We start from the raw sequence: 20,028 nt of genomic DNA, 5'->3' as shown, positions 1-20,028 counted from the left end.
AACCCACCGAAATATGAGCGGGGCTCACCCCCCAATTCGTGGGGGTAGGTGAGCGGTGAACGGTGGGCCCCGTGGGGCTCGAACCCACGACCTACGGATTAAAAGTCCGCTGCTCTACCGACTGAGCTAGAGGCCCGCGGTCACCCAATCTACCGTCACCGCCGCTCTCACGAGAACGACGCGGCGGGAGCGTACCGGGCTCCGACGGGCGATGTAGCGTTGAACGGTGCGCATCCCAGGCGCACGCGACGGAGGGAGAGACATGGCGGAGGAGTTCCACAAGCCGACGAAGTTCCCGAGCTCCGTCTTCGAGGCCTTCCAGGGTGGTGCCGACCCCGCCGAGACGAGTCGGGTGGCGCACGAGACATCGCAAGCGCTCCTCGCGCGGGTGCGCGCCGACCCGGATGCCGACGTCGTCGAGCGGCTCATCGCCTACACCGACGAGAACGGGATCGACGCCATCGCCGAGCTGTGGGCGCGGGCGCCCGCTCGCAGCCTGCCGGGTGCCCTCTGGCGCATCTACCTGCTGAGGCTCCTCATTCGTCAGGATCCCGTGTCGGCGAGCTACTACTTCCAACGCGGAGTGACCCTGTCCACGACGATCGACCCGGTCGTCGCCGGGGCGGAGGCCCCCACGGGGCCGGACGAGATCATGGTGCTCGCCGACGAGATCCTCCGCGGCATCTTCGAAGGCGACTTCGCAATCGCCCTCGACCGTGCCGCCGCATACTGCCGCGTCGCAGGAATCGGCTGCGCCTCGGTCGCCGACGACCTCGACGTCACCGAGCCTTCTCGATCGAGCGAACTCACGACCCGGGCCCTGCGGTACTCGACGCTCGCCGCGGAGCTCACGTCGTGCGGTCGGCTGTGGCGTACCGGCTCGCTCGACTGACCGCGAGCGCCAGGCCCACACCCGGCGTCACTAGCGCGATCGCCCGTTTCCGGTCAAACGTGTTCGCTCAGCGCAGACCGCGCACGAACCCCGCCGGAGGTTGGCTACACTTGAACACGGCCGGGCCGCAGTAACCCCGGGCTCCAAATTTAGCCGCTCCGAGCGGCCTCGCGCCGAGAGGCGTTCTGCGGCCCGGCCTTTTTGGTTCCCTTTTCGAGGTGGTGCCGCGTCGAGTGGGTGTGCGGCCTCGCGCCGAGAGGCGTTCTGCGGCCCGGCCTTTTTGGTTCCCTTTTCGAGGTGGTGCCGCGTCGAGTGGGTGTGCGGCCTCGCGCCGAGAGGCGTTCTGCGGCCCGGCCTTTTTGGTTCCCTTTTCGAGGTGGTGCCGCGTCGAGTGGGTGTGCGGCCTCGCGCCGAGAGGCGTTCTGCGGCCCGGCCTTTTCTGTTCCCTCGGTGCCCTACGTTCTCGGGCCGCTCTCGGTTGCGCCTGCACGTGCCCGCCCCGTTTTGGGGGGAGGTGAATCCGGTGGACACCCCCGCTTGTGGCATCCACGTCTCGGTAGACTCCTTCAGACGTGAGGGATCCTCGAACGCGAGTGCATCCTCCTCATGAGGGGTGGGATCGATTCAGCCCCTCCGGGTGGCCGACGTCCCGTCATCACGGTCACGCGTCAACACAACACCGCACCTCACCGGATGATCGTGCCGCCTCGACCGGCACGACGTCGACGTTTCGAAGGAGGCCGACGTGGCCGTCACCGCATCCCGCACGCAGCCCGTCGCGCCGGGGGACCCGTCGCCATCGGCCCGCCGGCGGGTCCTGCTGCCGGCCATCCTCGGCGTCATCGCCGTCGTGCTGTCGTCGATCCGTTCGGCCGACGTCTCGTCGTGGACAGATGAGGCGATCACCGTCTCGGCCGCGACCCGCTCCTGGTCCGAACTCTGGGAGATGCTCCAGAACATCGACGCCGTCCACGGCGTCTACTACGCGTTCATGCATGTGTGGATCGGGCTGTTCGGCGCGTCCGAGTTCGCGATCCGCTTCCCGAGCGCACTCGCCGTGGGCGGAGCGGTGGTCGGTACGTACGTCCTGGGTCGCCGTTTCGGCGGCGAACGCCTCGCGGTGGTGGGAGCCGTCGTCACGATGCTCCTGCCTCGTCTCCTCTGGGCGGGCATCGAGGGGCGTCCATTCGCGTTCACGGCTGTCGCGGCCGTCTGGGCGACGGTCGCCCTGGCCCGTGCGCTCGACACCCGCAACTCGGCAGCGCGCTGGGCGCTCTACGCGATCCTCGCGGCGGTGGGTGTGCTGCTCAACGTCTACCTCGCTCTCCTCGTGGTGGGCCACCTGATCACGGTGGTCATCCTCCACCGCACCGACCGCCGGGTCGTTGGCTCATTCGTCGGCTCGGCGATCGTCGCGGCCGTCCTCAGCGCGCCCGTGATCCTCCTCTCGTTCGGACAGCGCGGTCAGGTGGGTTCCGAGGGCGACCGCAGCGCCGTCGGTGTCATCCGGCGTGTGCTTCTCAACCAGTGGTTCCTCGGAGAGACTCCGGACGACGGGGCGCTCCCCGGCTGGTTCGACTCGGTATGGCGCGCATCGGGCATCGTGCTCGCCGTCGTCGGCATCGCGCTCATGGCGTGGCTCGTCCTGCGCTCGCGCTCCGCGCGGCCGTCGCCCGTCCGCGAGCTCCTCGCCTACGCCCTTCCCTGGATGCTCGTGTCGACGCTCGTCGTCGCGGCGTACACGATCGCGTCGTCCCCGATGTACTCGCCCCGCTACTTCACCTTCACCGTGCCAGCCGTCGGGCTCCTCATCGCAGCGGGCCTCCTGGCCGTTCCGAGACGCGTCATCCGGTGGTCTATCGCCGTCATCGGGATCCTCGCCGTCACGGCGGTCTATGCGTCGCAGCGCGCGGACTATTCCAAGAGCGGCAGCGACTGGTCGACCGTCGCCGAGGTGGTCGAAGCCGCTGAGCCCGGCGACGCCGTCTACTTCATGCCTCGCTACGAGCCGGTCGACGGAACCGCCAAGTGGACGGCTCGTCGAATCGAGTACGTCTATCCCGAACCCTTCCAGGGGCTCGACGACATCACTCTGCGTGAGACCGGAGCGGAGACGGGCACGCTCGACGGCGAGTCAGACGACCTCGACGATGTCCTCGACCGTCTCGACGACGAGCAGGTCGTGTGGGTCATCTACGGTGACGTCTACCCTGCTGACATGGTGGCGGACGACCTGGCCCTCATCGAGTCCCTCGGCTTCACGGCATCGTCCGAGTGGTCCGGTCCTCGGAACGTCGTCGTCCGTTACGAGCGCTGACGACCGTCGACTCGTGGAAGAACCCCCTGGGCGCATACCCAGGGGGTTCTTCCACGTTTCGGACGGTCGTGCGGATCAGCCGATGAAGTCCATACCGTCGATCCGTGCGTCGAACTGCTCGAGGTGCGTGTCGGTCTGGGGGACGTGGACCTTCGCCGTGATCGTGCCCGTCTCGGTGTCGATCTCGATGAGTTTGACGGGGTTCGCCGTGCTGTGGAAGCCGCCGAGGAATGAGGCGATGGTGTTGCCGTTCTTCCCGACATCGGTCCGCTGCTGCGAGTCCCCGACGTGGCCGGAGAAGACCATCTTCACGTTGGGGTAGACGGACACCAGCTCGTCGAACAGCGACTGCGGCGAGGTGACGCCGTATCCCGAGGACTGGGCGATGGAGCCGTCGTAGTCGAGATAGAAGTGGGTGTTGATGATGACGTTGTGCTCCGGGTGGGTCGCGACCACGTCCTTCGCCCACTCGACGACATCCTGCCGCGGCCACAGCTCGAGCGTGAGGATGAGGAAGTCCGCGCCCCCCGCCGAGAACGTCTGGAAGTTGTTGTCCACGCGTGCCTGCTCGAAGACTCCCTCGATACCGGTGTAGCGCGTCGCGGGGAAAGTGGAGTTGAACAGCTCCGTCTTGCGGAGGGTCACGGAGGCGTCAGCGCCTCGGCAGCCACCACCACCGACGCAGACGGCGCTCGAGTCGTGGTTTCCGATGGCGATGGCGGCCGGGATGCCCCCGTCGTCGAGTACCTTCATGGCGTCGGACGCCACGCGGTACTGCTCGGGAGCCGTCTCGCCCCAGTTGGTGACGTCGCCCGTGTGGATCGCGTACCGGATGTCGAGCTCGTCCTTGTTCTCGACGAGCCACTCGTTGCGCTGCGCGAATCGGGTGGAGGTGAAGACCTCTTGCTGCGTGTCCGGGATGATCGCGAGGGAGAACGTGGAGTCGGTGTCGCCGGGTTCGGAGCCCGGGCGCTCTGGTTCGGGCGCGGGAGCCGGTTGAGGAGTCGGCTGAGGTGCGGGTGCCGGCGCCGGGGCGGTGGTCTCGGCTCGCGACGCCCAGAACTTCGGGCCCTGGTCGGCCCATCCGTCGGCGACGAGATCGGAGATGCGGCCGGCATCCGCTTCCATGCGGAAGACGCCCTTCTTGTACATCCGATGGACGGCGACTCCGCAGTCGATCGCGGTGGGGGAGGCCCAGAACTCGATGGCCTGCGCCTGGTACCCGTACTTCGACTGCGCCTTCTGCCACTCACTGGATCCCTCCACGCGGGGGATCCAGACGAAGCGCTCGTCCTGGTACATGCGGTAGACGGGAACGAGCCCGTCCTTCTCCTTGGGCGAGGCGTCGAAGACGTCCCCACGACGTTCGGTGAAGCCCCACACCTCGTCGGCCTTCTGGATCTCGGTGCTACTGAAGGTGATAAGCGACTGCCGGCTCGTCGGGTTCACCGACTGTCGCACGGGCTGGTGCATGGAACTGCAGGTGGCCGTACTCGCCGACGCCGGCGTCGAGACGACGACGGTGCCAGCAGCGACGAGGGCTGCGGCGGCGACGATGGTCAGCGTTCTTCGGAGGGATCTCATGAGACGGGTGTTGCCCTTCGACATTCGGAGGCGCGAGGAGGGGGGTGTCGCCGGAGCGGTGCGGGACCGGGCCCGGCGGCGCCATGCAGGGACGACGCCGTGCACACTCTAGCCAGAATGTCCCCCGAATGGGTGACATTCTGGGGGACCCTGTGGGAACCGTCCGTGAACGCCGCAAGGGTGGTCGCGGCAGGAGCCGCGACCACCCTCGTGTGGTTGCTGTGTTGCGGTGATTACTCGGTCGGCGGCATGAGGATGCCGTCGATGAGGTACACGGTCGCGTTGGCCGTGGTCACGCCACCGCAGATGACGTTGGCGTCGTTGACCATGAGCTCGTCGCCGGAGCCGGTGACCTCGAGGTTCGCGCCGTTGACCGTAGCGTGCTCGCCGACGACAGCGTCAGGAGCGAGCTGGCCCTCGACCACGTGGTAGGTGAGGATCGACGTGAGCAGGTCGGCGTCCGTCTGGAGCGCCTCGAGCGTTGCGGCGTCGACAGCGGCGAACGCGTCGTCAACCGGTGCGAAGACCGTGAACTCGCCACCGTTGAGGGTGTCGACGAGGTTCACGTCGGGGTTGAGCTCACCGGAGACGGCGGCCGTGAGCTGCGTGAGCAGCGGGTTGTTGGAGGCAGCAGTCGCCACCGGGTCAGCAGCCATGCCGGCGACCGATCCGTCGCCGTCCGGAACGGCAGCGGCGTAGTCGGCGCAGCCGGGTCCGACGAGGTTCGCCGCGGGGTCCATCTCCTCGGCGCTGGGGGACGTCGACTCCTCGGACATCGAGGGCTCGCTGCTGGCGTCGTCCGACGAGGTGCCCGTCGAACAGGCCGCCAGGCCGAATGCCGCAACGGCACTGATGGACAGGACGGCCATGAGATTGCGCTTCTTCACTCGCATGAGAAAACTCCTTGTGATTGGGACCGGCGGTGCGCCGGCTGAGTAGCCGCTGGACCGCGACTCTCGAAAAGGCATTCGGAACATGTGCCGGAGAGGATTGGACGATCGGGGCGACTTTTTTCAGAGTGTGGAATCCGCTCCTCTTAATGAGCGATCACGGATTCGCTGCAAATCTCCCTCGACTCGTGATCCCGTGACCGATCTTCCGCTGAGCACCAACCCGTTCGGGGGGCGGCGCCGAACGGCTTCGTGAGCGACCCTCGACCGTCCGACCGGCTGAACCACCGTGTAGATCGGGCCGGAACGGGTGAGGACATCGCGGACCGGAGAGGACCGAATCGATGCAGACGCTGGACATCGCCCCTTCACGTTCGCGTAACGGGCCTGCCCGAACGGGCGAGTGGATGCCGGACTTCTCGGATTTGTTTGGCATGCTTGACGCTGTGGCAAGCGAAGAGACGAGCACCGAGGCGCGAGCCCAGCAGATTCCCGCCGTCGACTCCGCCGCAGCCGAGCTCCAGCAGCTCGTGGCGCGGATCGCGTCGGGGGACCAACTCGCCTTCGGCGACTTCTACGATCGACTCGCCCCACGCGTCTTCGCCATCGTCCGTCGCGTCCTGGTCGACCCTTCCCAGTCGGAGGAGGTCACACAGGAGATCTTCGTCGAACTCTGGCAATCCGCCCCCCGATACGCTCCGAATAAGGGGGGAGTGACCACCTGGGTCATGACGATCGCACACCGCCGGGCAGTAGACCGGGTGCGGGCGTCGCAAGCGAGCCGGGACCGCGATCTCCGAGTGGGCATCAGAGACCACTCGATCGACTATGACAGCGTCGCCGAGACCGCGGAGCTCCGTTTGGAGAACCAGCGCGTCAAACGAGCGCTCGAGAAGCTCACAGACCTCCAGAAGCAAGCGGTCACGCTCGCCTACTACGGCGGATACAGCCACAGCGAGGTCTCAGAAATGCTCGGCGTGCCACTCGGCACGGTGAAGACACGAATACGTGACGGCATGATCCGTCTGAGAGATGAAATGGGGGTGGCATCATGACCCGGAACGACGACCCGACGTCCGACGCGAGCGTGTATGCCGCTGGGGGTCTCGACGCCGACGAATCCGCGGCGTTCGAAGCATTCCTGGAATCGTCGGTCGAGGCGCGAGACGAACTCGAATCGTTCGAGGGCGTGTCAGCCTCGCTCGGACTCGCGATCGAACCGGAAGACCCTCCTGCGGACCTGAAGGCGAGCCTGATGGCCCGCATCGCGGCGACACCGCAGCTCGCACCCGAGTCCCGCTCGCGTCACGCGGCGGGCGATGACGCGAGCAGGATCACCCCGGTCCCGGCTCCGGTCGGTCCCGTCGCCGTCCCGGCGCTCGCATCCGACGAGCCTTCCACCCCGGCTGCCGCTCCTCGACGTGCCCAGCCCACTCCCGGTCAGATCCGGAAGGCGCAGGAGCGCGCGAATCGTCGTTGGTACTCCAAGCCGTTGTCCTACGCCGTCGCCGCGGCCGCCGTCGGCGTCGTCATCGTGGGCTCGAGCCTGTTCGTCGGCGTGGTGGAGAACGGCAACCAGCTGCCGCAGGCCGTCGCCCTGGCCGAGGTCAACTCGGCATCCGACGTGCAGCGCACGACGGTGGAGCTCGATGACGAGGGCGGCACGGCCACGCTCGTCTGGTCCGGTGAACTCGGAAAGTCCGTGCTCGTCGTGAACGGCCTGCCCCAGCTGCCGTCCGACAAGACCTACGAGCTCTGGTACATCAACGAGGGGGGTCCGGTGTCCGCCGGCATCTTCCACACCGGAGCCGACGGCACGGGCTGGGGCATCCTCGCCGGTCAGATGACCGACGACGACGTCGTGGCTGTCACGATCGAGAAGGCCGGCGGTTCGGGTGGCACTCCCACGACCGACCCCGTCCTCGTGGTCGAACCGGCCTGACACCGGTCCGCCCCGCACACACGAAGGCGCCGCACCCCGAGGGGTGCGGCGCCTTTCTCGTTGCGCAGTTCGCGGATCAGCCGAAGCGGCCCGAGACGTAGTCCTCCGTCGCCTGCACGGAGGGCTGCGTGAAGATCGTGTTCGTGTCGTCGTACTCGATGAGCTTGCCGGGCTTGCCCGTGCCCGCGATGTTGAAGAACGCGGTGCGGTCGCTCACGCGGCTCGCCTGCTGCATGTTGTGGGTCACGATCACGATCGTGTACTCCTTCTTCAGCTCCTCGATGAGGTCCTCGATCGCGAGCGTCGAGATCGGGTCGAGGGCGGAGCAGGGCTCGTCCATAAGGAGGATGTCGGGGGAGACGGCGATCGCACGCGCGATGCAGAGACGCTGCTGCTGGCCACCGGAGAGGCCGGAGCCCGGTCGGTCGAGCCGGTCCTTGACCTCGTTCCAGAGGTTGGCCCCCTGCAGGGACTTCTCCACGAGGCCGTCCGCCTCGGACTTCGACATGCGACGGTTGTTGAGCGAGACGCCCGCGAGGACGTTCTCCCTGATCGACATCGTCGGGAACGGGTTGGGGCGCTGGAAGACCATGCCCACCTGGCGACGAACGAGCACGGGGTCGACGCCGGCGCCGTAGAGGTCGTCTCCGTCCACGAGGACCTGGCCCTCTACGCGCGCGCCGGGGATGACCTCGTGCATGCGGTTGAGCGTGCGGAGGAACGTGGACTTGCCGCAGCCGGACGGCCCGATGAACGCCGTGACGCTGCGGGGTTCGATCGTAAGGCTCACACCTTCGACGGCGAGGAACTTGGAGTAGTAGACGTTGAGGTCGTTGACTTCGATGCGCTTGGACACGTGTGTGGTCTTCCGATTCGGGTTAGCGGCTGAGCTTCGGCGAGAACGCGCGGGCGATGAAACGTGCCAGCAGGTTGAGCGCCATGACGATGAGGATGAGGGTGAGTGCTCCGGTCCAGGCCCGGTCGAGGTAGGCCTGCGCCTCGGTTCCCTGGCTGACGTACGAGCTGTAGACGAACACGGGGAGGCTCTGCATGCGACCGTCGAAGAGGTCGTAGTTCATGTTGTTCGTGTAGCCGGCGGCGACGAGCAGCGGAGCGGTCTCGCCGATCACGCGGGAGATGGAGAGCATGATGCCCGTGGTGAGGCCCGCGATAGACGTGGGAAGCACCACCTTGAGGACGACGAGCCACTTCGGGACACCGAGCGCGAAGGCGGCCTCGCGCAGTTCGTTCGGGACGAGCCGCAGCATCTCCTCGCTCGACCTCACGACCACGGGGATCATGAGCACGGCGAGGGCGATGGCGCCCGCGATCCCGAGGCGGATGCCCGGTCCGAAGATGATCACGAAGAGCGTGTAGGCGAACAGGCCGGCGACGATGGACGGGATGCCCGTCATGACGTCGACGAAGAACGTGATGGCCTGGGCGAGGCGGCCGCGACCGTACTCCACGAGGTAGATCGAGGTGAGAAGGCCGATCGGGATCGAGATGATCGCCGCGGCACCCGTCATCAGGAGTGTTCCCGTGATGGCGTGGAGAGCACCGCCACCCTCGCCGACGACGTTCCGCATCGAGTTGGTGAAGAACGTGAGGTCGAAGCGCGCGGTTCCGTTGAGGAGGACCGTCGACAGGAGCGAGATGAGGGGGAGCAGGGCGACGACGAACGCCAGAGTGACGAGGGTCGTCACCAGTCGGTCCGTAGCCCGTCGCGGTCCCTCGATCATGCGGGCGACGCCGTAGAGGACGATTCCGTAGAGCACGACAGAGAGGAACACGGCTCCGGCGACATTGAAGCCGCCCTCGGGGTCGGCGCTCGCGAAGAGTGCGAAGATCGCGCAGACGATGACGAACGACGCCGCGAGGATGGCCCAGGGGACGAAGCGGGGGAGTTTGCCCGTCGCGTACGAGTTGGGCATGGCCTGCGGTGCTGCGCCGGACTTCGGCGGTGCGGTGAGCTGGGACATCAGTTCGCTCCTGAGAAGTCTTTGCGCCGGTTCACGATGACGCGGGCGATCGTGTTCACGAGCAGGGTGATCGCGAAGAGGATGAGACCCGAGGCGATGAGGACGTTGACGTTCACGCCGTACGCCTCGGGGAAGCTCAGCGCGATGTTGGCGGCGATCGTGCTCGGGTTGCTCGAACTGATCAGATTGAGTGTCACGCCACCGGAGGCGGAGAGCACCATGGCCACGGCCATCGTCTCGCCGAGGGCACGACCCAGGCCGAGCATCGACGCGGAGACGATTCCGGCCCGTCCGAACGGGAGGACGGCCATGCGGATCATCTCCCACCGCGTCGCACCGAGGGCCAGAGCGGCCTCCTCGTGGAGGACGGGGGTCTGCAGGAAGACCTCACGGCAGATGGCCGTGATGATGGGGAGGATCATGACCGCGAGGACGACCGACGCGGTGAGGATCGTGCGGCCGGTGCCCGAAGCGGGCCCGGCGAAGAGGGGGATCCAGCTGAAGTTCTGCTCGAGCCAGGTGTAGAACGGCTGCACGGCGGGGGCGAGGACGTTGCCGCCCCAGAGGCCGAAGACCACGGACGGCACGGCGGCGAGCAGGTCGATGACGTATCCGAGACCCTGCGCGAGACGGCGCGGTGCGTAGTGGCTGATGAAGAGGGCGATGCCGATCGCGACGGGGACCGCGAGGATCAGCGCGATGAGGGCAGCCCAGAGCGTTCCGAAGACGAGGGGCCAGATGTACTCGACGAGGTTCTCGCCACGCAGGATCGAGATGTCGTCAGGCGACGTGGTGACCGCCGGGATGCTCTGGATGACGAGGAAGGCGGCGACGGCCGCGAGCACGGCGAGGATCAGGGAGCCGGCGACGAGTGTGCTCGTGGAGAAGATGCGGTCGCCAGGCCGCTGTTTCGCGGGTATCAGCGCGGTGGGGGCTGGAGCGGTCATGACGGGCTCTCTCGGTCGGGTCGGAGTCTCGCGTGGGGCGAGGGTGCGTCCGCCGCTTCTCGCGAAGCGGCGGACGCACCCTCGGGGGTGTTACTTGATCAGCTCGATGGCCGCGGAGGCCTTGTCGAACAGGTCGGCGGAGATCGGAGCGGAGCCGGCGGCGTCTGCGGCCGTCTGCTGTCCCTCGTCACTCACGATGTAGCTGAAGTAGGCCTTGACGAGCTCGGCGCTCGCAGCGTCCTGGTACTCCTCGCAACCGATCAGGTAGCTCACGAGGACGACGGGGTAGACGCCGGCCTCTTCGGTGGTGCGGTCGATCTCGAGGGCGAGGTCGCCCTCGCCACGGCCTTCGACGACCGGCGATGCGTCGACGATGGCAGCAGCGGCCTCGGCGGAGTACGGGACGTACTCGTCGCCGACCTTGACGGCGACGGTACCGAGGTCACCGGCGCGCGATGCGTCGGCGTATCCGATGGTGCCGGTGCCGCCGGAGACGGCGTCGATCATGCCGGAGGTCTGCGAGGCGGCCTCGCCACCGTCGAGCGGCCACACGCCGTCGGCCTCGTCGGTCCAGACGTCGGGTGCCGCAGCACCGAGGTACTCGGTGAAGTTCTCGGTCGTGCCCGAGTCGTCCTGACGGTGGACGGGCGTGATGGCCGTGTCGGGCAGGTCGGCGTCCGGGTTCTGCGACGCGATCGCGTCGTCGTTCCAGGTCGTGATGCTGCCGTTGAAGATGCCGGCGATCGTCGGGGCGTCGAGGTTCAGCGAGTCGATGCCGTCGAGGTTGAAGATGACGGCGATCGGGGAGATGTACGCGGGGATCTCGACGATGCCCGTGTCGGCGACGCACGAGCCGAACTCGCCGGCGGCGACCTCTTCGTCGTTGAACGCACGGTCGGAACCGGCGAACGCGCTACCACCGGCGATGAACGTGTCGCGACCCGCGCCGGAACCGGCCGGGTCGTACTCGACGGTGACATCCGGGTTCGCGGTCTGGAAGGCCGTGGTCCAGGCCTCCTGAGCCGACTGCTGCGAGGACGCGCCGGCTCCGACGAGGGTACCGGTGAGGTCGCTCGCCGATTCGGAGCTGCCGCCGCCGGCGGTTCCGCCTTCGTTCGCTGCACAGCCCGAGAGGGCGAGTGCTGCGAGTGCTGTGACGGCCGCGGCGCGACCGAACGTGTTGAACTTCACGTGATGTCCATTTCTTCGGGAGGTTGCGGGCCGGTGCATGGCCCGCCCTCACGCTAGGTCCGAGGCCTTACGAGCCTCCATCACCTCGGTAAACAGCAGGTGAACGACTTCTGTCCGCTGGACGTGGTCCGCGGAGCGGCCGAGGACGAACGGAGAGGTCAGACGCGTGGCTGGTGGGTCTCGATCGAGATGATGCCGGAGGCCGGCGCGAGGGCCGACACGTGCACGACCGAGAAGGCCGCGGGCTCGAGGTGCGCGGCGCTCGAGAGGTACGATCCGGCCGGCGTGCCCGTGGCGAGGGCGATCTCCCGGAGGATGAGGGGGATGACCGGTCCGTGGCTGCACAGGACGGCTGGCTTGCGCGAGGCGACGCGTTTACCCACGACGGCTCTGACATCCGATTCGCCGAGCTCGTAGGCGTTCTGGCTGAGGTCGTCGGTGGAGCGCGACTTCCGTTCCAGGGCCGCCGCGAGGGGCGCCACCGTGGTGATGCAGCGCGTGGCGGTGCTCGTCACGATGCGTCGCGGTGCGAACGCCCGGAGCGCCGGGACGATCGCGTTCGCCTGCGAGACCCCGCGAGAGGTCAGAGGACGCGTCGCGTCCGATCCGTTCCAGTCGGAATGCGGGGTCGCCTTCGCGTGACGGAGCACGATGAGGGGGAACGTCGAGGTGACGCCTTCATCGACGAGCTTCTCGAAGTGTCGGAGAATCTCCACGTCCTGGTCGTAGCTCGCATAGCTGAGCGCGCGCTTGACCGTGACCCACTCGAGGGCGGCGATCTCCGCGTTGGGCACGAAGGTCGACGCGCGCACGGCCTCGTCCGAGACCTCGGCAGCCCAGTAGTGCACGATCTTCTCGCGCCCGGAGTGCACGCGGTACTGCGCAGCACCGAGCGGCACGCCGAGGGCGACGGAGAGACCCGTCTCCTCCTTGATCTCGCGGACGGCCGTCTCCGGGAGGGTCTCACCCGGGTCGACCTTGCCCTTGGGGATCGTCACGTCCCCGTACGCCGTGCGGTGCACGAGAAGGACCTTGAGTTTGCCGTCGACGATCCGCCAGCAGACGGCGCCGGCGGCGTAGATCGCGGAGTGGTCGTGGTGGGTCACCGGCGCGACCGCGATCGCCGACGTGTCGCGATACTGCGCATGACCTTCTCCTGGAGGTCGATCAGTCGCTGTCCCTCACCACCGGTCGCGTGCCGGACCCAGGTGCCGTCGGAATCGAGGTACCAGGACATCGTGCCCTCGTCCATCGCGAGATCGAAGAGCGACTGGATCTCGCTGAGGTGCTTCGGGTCGGTGAGCCGGACGAGGGCCTCGACGCGGCGATCGAGGTTGCGGTGCATCATGTCGGCGCTCCCGATGTACGTCTTCGGGTCGCCGTCGCCGGCGAAGCTGAAGATGCGGGAGTGCTCGAGGTAACGTCCGAGCACCGAACGCACGCGGATGGTCTCGCTCATCCCGGGCACGCCCGGCTTGAGGGCACAGATCCCTCGCACCCAGATGTCGATCGGGACGCCTGCCTGGCTGGCGCGGTAGAGCCCGTCGATGATCGCCTCGTCGACGATGGAGTTGACCTTGATACGGATACCGGACGGCCGGCCCGCCTCGGCGTTGCGGCGCTCGGCGTCGATAGCCTTGAGCAGCCCCTTCCGCAAGTGCAGGGGGGCGACGAGGAGTCGCTTGAACTTCTTCTCGATCGCGTAGCCGGACAGCTCGTTGAAGAGGCGTGTCAGGTCCTTGCCCACCTGGTCGTCGGCGGTGAAGAGGCCGAAGTCCTCGTAGATCCGGCTCGTCTTCGGGTTGTAGTTGCCCGTTCCGATGTGCGAATAGTGGCGGAGGGTGTTGCCCTCCTGACGGATCACGAGAGCGAGCTTGCAGTGGGTCTTGAGACCCACGAGGCCGTAGACGACGTGCACTCCGGCCTTCTCGAGCTTGCGCGCCCACGTGATGTTGTTCTGCTCGTCGAAGCGCGCCTTGATCTCGACGAGGGCGAGGACCTGTTTGCCGGCCTCGGCAGCGTCGATGAGCGCCTCGATGATCGGGGAGTCGCCCGACGTCCGGTAGAGCGTCTGCTTGATGGCGAGGACGTTCGGGTCGGCCGCGGCCTGCTCGAGGAACGCCTGCACGCTCGTGGCGAAGGACTCGTACGGGTGGTGCACGAGGACGTCGCCTGCGGAGATCGCGGCGAAGAGGTCGGCCTTGCCGTTGGGCTCGCTCGGCTGCAGCTGCAACGCCGTCGCCGGGACGTGCTTCGGGTAGCGCAGGTCTGGCCGGTCGAGGCTCCCGAGGCTGAAGAGCCCTCCGAGGTCGAGAGGAGCGGGAAGCCGGTAGACCTCGCGGTCCGTGATGTCGAGTTCGCGCACGAGAAGGCCGAGCGTGACGTCATCCATGTCGTCGGTGATCTCGAGACGGATCGGCGGGCCGAACCGCCGGCGCAGCAGCTCGCGTTCGAGGGCCTGGATGAGGTTCTCGGCCTCGTCCTCCTCGATCTCCACGTCCTCGTTGCGGGTCACGCGGAACACGTGATGCTCGATGACCTCCATGCCGGGGAAGAGATAGTCGAGGTGGTTGGCGATGAGGTCCTCGAGGGTGATGTACCGTACCCGCTCCGGCTCGGTCGCCGTGTCGACCGCGACGAAACGCGGGAGCATCTGGGGCACCTTGAGGCGCGCGAACTCCTCGCGTCCCGTCTTCGTGTTCCGGACACGGATCGAGAGGTTGAGGGAGAGACCCGAGATGTACGGGAACGGGTGCGCCGGGTCGACGGCGAGCGGCATGAGCACGGGGAAGATCTGGGAGGAGAAGTAGTCGCCGAGGTTGCTCTTCACCTGGTCGTCGAGACTGTCCCATGTGACGACGGTCACGCCGGCCTCGTCGAGCGCAGGGGCGACGAGGTCGTGCCACACGGCTGCGTGGCGGGACTGGAGCTCGTGGGCCGCCACGAGGATGTCGGCGAGGGCCTCGCTCGGGGAGCGTCCGTTGTTCGTCGGGACGGCGATCCCCGTCGCGATGCGCCGCTTGAGTCCGGCCACGCGCACCATGAAGAACTCGTCGAGGTTCGAGGCGAAGATGGCGAGGAAGTTCGAGCGCTCGAGCGTGGGGAGCGACTCGTCCTCCGCGAGCTCGAGCACGCGCTTGTTGAAGGCGAGCCAGCTCAGTTCACGATCGAGGTAGCGATGGTCCGGGAGCGCCGGGTCGTCCTCCTCGAAGACGGGATCGAAGTCGTCGTCGTCTCGATCGAGTCCGGCGTCTGTCGCGAAAGTCTCGGGAACCATTCCCACATCTTGTCACCAGCGCCGGACCGGTATCGACAGTGGCGGTGAACTTCCCGTTAACGCGGAGTCGAGCCGGGGGTGCGACGGCGGTATTGCACGTCGGTCGTGTGGTCGCCGAAGCCGAGAGATCGGTACAGCCCCGTGGCGCGCTCGTTGTCGGCCTCGACGTAGAGGGCGGCCGTCTCGACCCCCGTCTGGGCGAGACGCTCGAGCCCGGCGTTCATGAGCGTTCTTCCCAGCCCGGCGCCCGTGCTGTCCGGGTGCACGCCGATCGCGTAGACCTCGCCGATGCCGTCCTCCACCTTCAACCAGATGGAGCCGACGAGGCGCCCGGTGGCGTCGCGAGCGAGGAGGAAGTCGTCGGCGGAGAACCAGCCTTCCGCCTCCCGCGCGAGCACGTCATCGACCGTGATCTTGCCCTGCTCCGGGTGGTCGGCGAACGCGAGGGCGTTGAGGGCCACCCACTCGGCCTCGTCACGGCCGGGGACGAAGGGGGAGATGGCGACGCCCTGCCCGGTCGGGGCGGACGCGGGCGTGCGCGAGGCGAGCGGCATCCGCAGCTGCAGGAGGGTGCGCACCCGGTCGAAGCCGTGACGCGCGGCGAGCGACGCGGCGGCGGGATGGTCACCGTGCGCCCAGGCGGAGAGCGCGGGAGGCGCACTGCCGACGAGCCCGCCGAGCGCGGCGTCACCGTAGCCGTAGGAGCGCCATTCGGGGTCGATCGTGAACTCGAGCTCGCCCTGGCCGAGGATCGCGGCGCCGATCATCGTCTCCGAGTCGTCGTCGTCGCTCGGGACCACGGCAGTGATGAGCGTTCGGGAACCGGCGCGCGCGTCGAGCTTCGCCTGGTCGTTGAACGGCGGCTGGCCGTCGACGGCGAGAGCACGGCGGACGAGCGTCGCGACGCTCTCATTGACGTCGGGCTCGTTCAGATCACGAACTCGGAGCCGGAGTCGGCGCATTGTCGTCCTCGTAGACGTTGAATCGGTAGCCGACGTTGCGGACGGTACCGATGAGCTGCTCGAGATCGCCGAGCTTCGCGCGCAGGCGCCGCACGTGCACGTCCACCGTGCGGGTGCCGCCGAAGTAGTCGTATCCCCAGACCTCGCTCAAGAGCTGCTCGCGCGTGAAGACGCGAGAGGGGTGTGTGGCGAGGAAGCGCAGGAGCTCGAATTCCTTGAACGTGAGGTCGAGTGGGCGGCCCTGGACCTTCGCCGAGTAGCTCGCCTCGTCGATGACGACGCCGGAGGTCTGGATCTTGCTCGCCGACTGCTCCTGGGCCTGGCGACCGATCGCGAGGCGGATCCGCGCGTCGACCTCGGCAGGGCCTGCGGTGTCGAGCACGACGTCGTCGACTCCCCAGTCGGCGCTGACGGCCGTGAGGCCGCCTTCCGTGAGGATGAGGAGAAGCGGAACCGCGATCCCGGTGGTCGTGAGGATCTTGCACAGGGACTTCGCCGCGGCGAGGTCGCGCCGCGCATCGACCATGATGAGGTCGCTACCCGGGGCGTTCACGAGTTGCGCCGGTTGCGCCGGAATCTGGCGCACGCGGTGGCTGAGCAGTCCGAGCGACGGGAGCACCTCCGCGCCAGCCGTCGATGTCAGGATGAGTAGCTGCGCCAAGCGTGTCCTCCGGGTCGTGACTGCGACAATACTACGCCAGTGGTCACGTCGCCCCACGCCGTCGGGCATCATTGAGGCATGAGCGAGCCCGTGACAGAGGTGCAGGAGCGGTCCTGGGTGGGTGTCGTCGCGGTCTGGATCGCGGCGGTCCTCGCTGCGGTCGCCATCGGAGTGTTCGTCGACGAGGGTGCCCAGTTCGCGTCGCTCGGCATCGCCCTCGCGGGCAGCGTGCTCCTGACGTTCGCCATCCAACTCGCCGGCGGCGTCACGGCCGGGTACCTCACGCGCGTCGCGATCAGCGTCGCCGGCGCCGTCGTGGTGCTCGTCCTCTGCTCCGTGGTGATCGGAATCGCCGCCCTCTTCGCCGGCTGACGGGTAGACTCGACCCATGCTCGCGCTCGAACTCTTCTATCTCGGACTCCTCGGACTCGCCAGCCTCGCGATCGCGTTCGTCTCGGGCGTCGTCGTCTGGAACCTCTACCGCGGTCAGCGCTGACGCGACCATCGTGATCGAGATCCCGGTCGACCTCCCGTCCGAGCTCGTCCCGCTGTCGTGGCTCATCGGCGTCTGGGAAGGGCGCGGCAACGTCGAGTACGCCATCGGCGACGAGACCGTGTCGCGCACCTTCGGTCAGCGCGTGTCCTTCAGCCACGACGGCCTGCCGTACCTCAACTACACGTCGTACACGTGGCTCGACGACGAGGATCGCACCCCTCTCGTCGCCGAGAGCGGCTACTGGCGGCTGCATCGGGCGCAGCTCGAGGGTGACCCGGGGCCCGCCATGCTCCCGCCGACGGCGCCGCGTCCGTTCACGACGGCGCAGTCGGTCGAGACCCTCCGCAACTCCGACGGCGGCTTCGACCTCGAGGTCGCGCTCGTGCACCCCGGGGGAGTGAGCGAGCTCTACCTCGGCCAGATCAAGGGCCCACGCGTCGACCTGGCCACCGACGCCGTCATGCGGACGGCGGGCTCCAAGCCGTATGCCGCCGCCACGCGCCTCTACGGGCTCGTCGAGGCCGATCTGCTCTGGGCATGGGACATCGCGGCCCTCGGCCAGGATCTGCGGACCCATGCGTCCGCCCGCCTGACGAAGGTCGACTGATGACCGGGACGGACGGCTCCGGCACGGTTCCGGCGTCGGCTTTCGCATCCCTTCCGGGCGCCGTCGTGCCCGAGTTGGACGCCGGCGTCCTGCCCCTCGTGCCGCTCCACTACGGCGATCCGTTCCGCGAGCAGCGCGAACTGGAGGCCGGGCGCGCGATCGTGGACGCATCGGATCTCGGCATCGTCGCCCTCGTCGGCGACGATCGGCTGCAGCTCCTCCACGCGCTGACGTCGCAGGATCTCGCCCACCTGGCCCCCGGCGAATCGGCGGAGACCCTCGTGCTCGATCCGCAGGGACGTGTCGAGTACGCGGTGCGCGTCGTCGACGACGGCGAGACCTCCTGGCTCATCGTCGACCCCGGTCTGGCCGCCCCGCTCGCTGTCTTCTTCGACCGCATGCGGTTTATGCTGCGCGTCGAGGTGTCCGACCGTTCGCTCGAGTTCGCCGTCGTCGCCTCCGCGGCCGAGGTCCCCGGTCTGCCCGTCGCCGCACCCACCGGGGTGCCGCTCACGTGGAGCGACCCGTGGTCGGCCGTCGTCGCCGGCGGGTGGCAGTACGCCGAGGGCGCGCACCCGGGTGTCGACCGCACGTGGCTCGAGTCGATCGTCCGACGGGACGCACTCCACGAGGTCGCCGCGCTCGTCCGTTCCGGTTCCATCGGTGTCGCCGGCTCTCTCGCGGCTGAGGCGCTGCGCATCGCCGCATGGCGACCGCGCCAGGCCCTCGACGCGGACGAGCGCACCATCCCGCACGAACTCGACTGGCTCCGCACCGCTGTGCATCTCGAGAAGGGCTGCTACCGCGGACAGGAGACCGTGGCGAAGGTCCACAACCTGGGTCGCCCGCCGCGCCGTGTCGTGATGCTGCACCTCGACGGCAGCGATGCCGTCCTGCCTCCGCACGGCGCAGAGATCACCGCGGAGAAGGACGGGGAGCCCCGGGAGGTCGGTCGCGTGACGTCTTCCGCCATCCACTACGACCTCGGTCCCATCGCCCTCGCGGTCGTGAAACGAGCCGTTCCGATCGACGTGGCTCTGTCCGTCAGGGTCGGTGACGACGCCGTCGCCGCGTCGCAGCAGGCGATCGTTCCTCCCGGCGCCGGCGCCACCGCCGACGTCCCGCGGCTCCCGCGGCTCGGCCGCGGCTGAGCGGGTGACGACGGGCGCGCGTCCCGACCGTGAGCGGGGTCCGCGGCGGCGGCTCCCCGGCACATCGGGCGTCTCGCTGCGGAGGGTGTCGACCTCCCTTCCCGCGATCCTCCAGATCACGGCGGCCGCCGTCATCGCCTACCTCTTCGCGCGCGAGGTGCTCGGTCACGACGTGCCGCTCCTCGCGGTGACGGTGTCGCTGTCGAGTCTGGGGTTCGTCCGGGACGCCCGCCCGGTCCGCGTGCTCGAGACGGCTGTCGGTATGACGCTCGGGATCGCCGTGGCCGAGGCCGTCGTCCTCACGTTCGGGCAGGGCATCGTTCAGCTCGCCGTGGTCCTGTCTGCCACCCTCGTGATCGCGCGTCTCCTGTCGCCTGCCGCCGCCTTCGCCATCGCGGCGGCGATCCAATCGGTGCTCGTGTCGCTTCTCCCGGCGCCCGACGGAGGCCCGTTCGTCCGGGTCGTCGACGGGGTCGTCGGCGGCGTCGTGGCGCTCGCCGCCACCGCACTCATCCCGCGTGACCCCCGTCGCGCGGCGATACGTGAGGCACGCGCCCTCTTCGCCGAGTTCGAGGCGGTCACAGCCTCTCTCGTCTCGTCGCTGCGATATGCCGACCATGAGGAGTCGGAGCGGGCGCTCGTCCGCGTGCGCGGCACCCAGCCTCTCCTCGATGCGTGGCGCGGCTCGCTCGACTCGGCGCGCGCCATCGTCAGTGTCTCGCCGATCGTCCGACGTCATCGCGCTGAGCTCGAGCGGCAGGCCGTGGTGCTCGACGGGATGGATCTCGCGACCCGCAACCTGCGCGTCATCGCGCGGCGTCTCGATTTCGTCGGGCGGGACGGGCAGAGCAGACCGGCCGTCGCCGATCTGCTCGCACGGGTCTCGGCGGCCGTGTCGCTCCTCTCGGCGAGCCTCGATGACATCGAGCAGCTACCGATCGCCCGGAGGGCACTCGAGGAGCTCGCCCGTCATCTCCGGCCGGAGGAGGTGCTGGGAGGCGACGCCCGCGTGTCGGAGCAGGCGCTCGTCATCGCGCTGAGGCCCCTCGTCGTCGACCTGCTCGTCGCTGCCGGCATGCCCGTCGGCGAGGCGCAGGCGCTCCTGCCCCCCACCTGACCGTGGAGGGAG

At 68.2% G+C, this 20,028-nt stretch carries 18 protein-coding genes and 1 tRNA gene; 8 read left to right on the top strand and 11 right to left on the bottom strand.

The genetic code is table 11. The features are described 5' to 3' along the window. Positions 1-63: 63 nt before the first annotated feature. Positions 64-136: transfer RNA gene (locus CLV49_RS01060), tRNA-Lys, on the bottom strand. 126 nt (positions 137-262) lie between these two features. Here CLV49_RS01060 and CLV49_RS01055 point away from each other — a divergent pair. Together CLV49_RS01055 and CLV49_RS01050 are read left to right on the top strand one after the other, a co-directional pair. Further along, complete coding sequence (locus CLV49_RS01055; RefSeq protein ID WP_106561872.1) at positions 263-892, top strand: DNA-directed RNA polymerase subunit beta; 630 nt, start codon at positions 263-265, stop codon at positions 890-892. A 745-nt stretch (positions 893-1,637) separates the two neighbouring features. Next, entirely contained in the window at positions 1,638-3,209 is a 1,572-nt protein-coding gene (locus tag CLV49_RS01050) for a glycosyltransferase family 39 protein (RefSeq protein WP_106561871.1), read from the top strand. Between the two features lie 75 nt (positions 3,210-3,284). On the opposite strand, the gene CLV49_RS01045 is transcribed toward CLV49_RS01050, so the two are convergent. Then, positions 3,285-4,793 carry a metallophosphoesterase gene (locus tag CLV49_RS01045; protein WP_158261874.1) on the bottom strand — a complete coding sequence of 503 codons (1,509 nt, stop codon included), beginning with the start codon at positions 4,791-4,793 and terminating at the stop codon, positions 3,285-3,287. 233 nt (positions 4,794-5,026) lie between these two features. Continuing rightward, positions 5,027-5,686, bottom strand: a complete 660-nt coding sequence (locus CLV49_RS01040; RefSeq protein WP_106561869.1) for a fasciclin domain-containing protein — start codon at positions 5,684-5,686, stop codon at positions 5,027-5,029. Positions 5,687-6,090: 404 nt separating this feature from the next. Between CLV49_RS01040 and CLV49_RS01035 the strand changes: the two genes are divergently transcribed. Then, positions 6,091-6,738 carry a sigma-70 family RNA polymerase sigma factor gene (locus CLV49_RS01035; protein ID WP_243696480.1) on the top strand — a complete coding sequence of 216 codons (648 nt, stop codon included), beginning with the start codon at positions 6,091-6,093 and terminating at the stop codon, positions 6,736-6,738. After that, positions 6,735-7,625: an anti-sigma factor gene (locus CLV49_RS01030; protein ID WP_106561868.1), complete on the top strand. Its 891-nt coding sequence runs from the start codon at positions 6,735-6,737 to the stop codon at positions 7,623-7,625. The genes CLV49_RS01035 and CLV49_RS01030 overlap by 4 nt, the downstream gene beginning before the upstream one ends. A gap of 76 nt (positions 7,626-7,701) precedes the next feature. On the opposite strand, the gene pstB is transcribed toward CLV49_RS01030, so the two are convergent. From pstB to CLV49_RS00990, 8 genes are all read right to left on the bottom strand, one after another. Then, on the bottom strand, positions 7,702-8,481 hold the full coding sequence (gene pstB / locus CLV49_RS01025) for a phosphate ABC transporter ATP-binding protein PstB (protein WP_106561867.1): 780 nt from the start codon (positions 8,479-8,481) through the stop codon (positions 7,702-7,704). Positions 8,482-8,503: 22 nt separating this feature from the next. Then, entirely contained in the window at positions 8,504-9,607 is a 1,104-nt protein-coding gene (gene pstA / locus CLV49_RS01020; RefSeq protein ID WP_106561866.1) for a phosphate ABC transporter permease PstA, read from the bottom strand. Beyond that, complete coding sequence (gene pstC / locus CLV49_RS01015; RefSeq protein WP_106561865.1) at positions 9,607-10,554, bottom strand: phosphate ABC transporter permease subunit PstC; 948 nt, start codon at positions 10,552-10,554, stop codon at positions 9,607-9,609. Before pstC ends, pstA begins: the two co-directional genes overlap by 1 nt. 90 nt (positions 10,555-10,644) lie before the next feature. Then, the gene (locus CLV49_RS01010) at positions 10,645-11,745 is read right to left on the bottom strand and encodes a phosphate ABC transporter substrate-binding protein PstS (RefSeq protein WP_243696481.1); all 1,101 of its coding nucleotides are present in this window, start codon (positions 11,743-11,745) and stop codon (positions 10,645-10,647) included. Positions 11,746-11,903: 158 nt separating this feature from the next. Beyond that, positions 11,904-12,851 carry an NUDIX hydrolase gene (locus tag CLV49_RS01005; protein ID WP_106561863.1) on the bottom strand — a complete coding sequence of 316 codons (948 nt, stop codon included), beginning with the start codon at positions 12,849-12,851 and terminating at the stop codon, positions 11,904-11,906. After that, positions 12,848-15,022 carry an RNA degradosome polyphosphate kinase gene (locus CLV49_RS01000; protein WP_106561862.1) on the bottom strand — a complete coding sequence of 725 codons (2,175 nt, stop codon included), beginning with the start codon at positions 15,020-15,022 and terminating at the stop codon, positions 12,848-12,850. The genes CLV49_RS01005 and CLV49_RS01000 overlap by 4 nt, the downstream gene beginning before the upstream one ends. Positions 15,023-15,078: 56 nt before the next feature. Beyond that, positions 15,079-15,984, bottom strand: coding sequence for a mycothiol synthase (mshD, locus tag CLV49_RS00995; RefSeq protein WP_106561861.1), 906 nt, complete (start codon positions 15,982-15,984; stop codon positions 15,079-15,081). After that, complete coding sequence (locus CLV49_RS00990) at positions 15,956-16,645, bottom strand: response regulator transcription factor (protein ID WP_208019751.1); 690 nt, start codon at positions 16,643-16,645, stop codon at positions 15,956-15,958. The genes mshD and CLV49_RS00990 overlap by 29 nt, the downstream gene beginning before the upstream one ends. 78 nt (positions 16,646-16,723) lie before the next feature. On the opposite strand from CLV49_RS00990, the gene CLV49_RS00985 reads away from it, so the two are divergent. From CLV49_RS00985 to CLV49_RS00970, 4 genes are all read left to right on the top strand, one after another. Then, complete coding sequence (locus tag CLV49_RS00985) at positions 16,724-17,017, top strand: hypothetical protein (protein WP_106561860.1); 294 nt, start codon at positions 16,724-16,726, stop codon at positions 17,015-17,017. 134 nt (positions 17,018-17,151) lie between these two features. Next, entirely contained in the window at positions 17,152-17,748 is a 597-nt protein-coding gene (locus CLV49_RS00980; protein ID WP_106561859.1) for a heme-binding beta-barrel domain-containing protein, read from the top strand. Further along, a complete protein-coding gene (gene ygfZ / locus CLV49_RS00975) occupies positions 17,748-18,899 on the top strand; it encodes a CAF17-like 4Fe-4S cluster assembly/insertion protein YgfZ (RefSeq protein WP_106561858.1) in 1,152 nt (383 codons plus the stop codon). The genes CLV49_RS00980 and ygfZ overlap by 1 nt, the downstream gene beginning before the upstream one ends. A 4-nt stretch (positions 18,900-18,903) precedes the next feature. Further along, entirely contained in the window at positions 18,904-20,016 is a 1,113-nt protein-coding gene (locus CLV49_RS00970) for an FUSC family protein (protein ID WP_127054189.1), read from the top strand. The last annotated feature ends 12 nt before the right edge of the window (positions 20,017-20,028 follow it).

The organism is Labedella gwakjiensis (assembly GCF_003014675.1).
GTDB lineage: Bacteria > Actinomycetota > Actinomycetes > Actinomycetales > Microbacteriaceae > Labedella > Labedella gwakjiensis.
The sequence above is the reverse complement of the archived record's forward strand: the minus strand, read 5'-3'. Positions and strand labels throughout refer to the sequence as shown.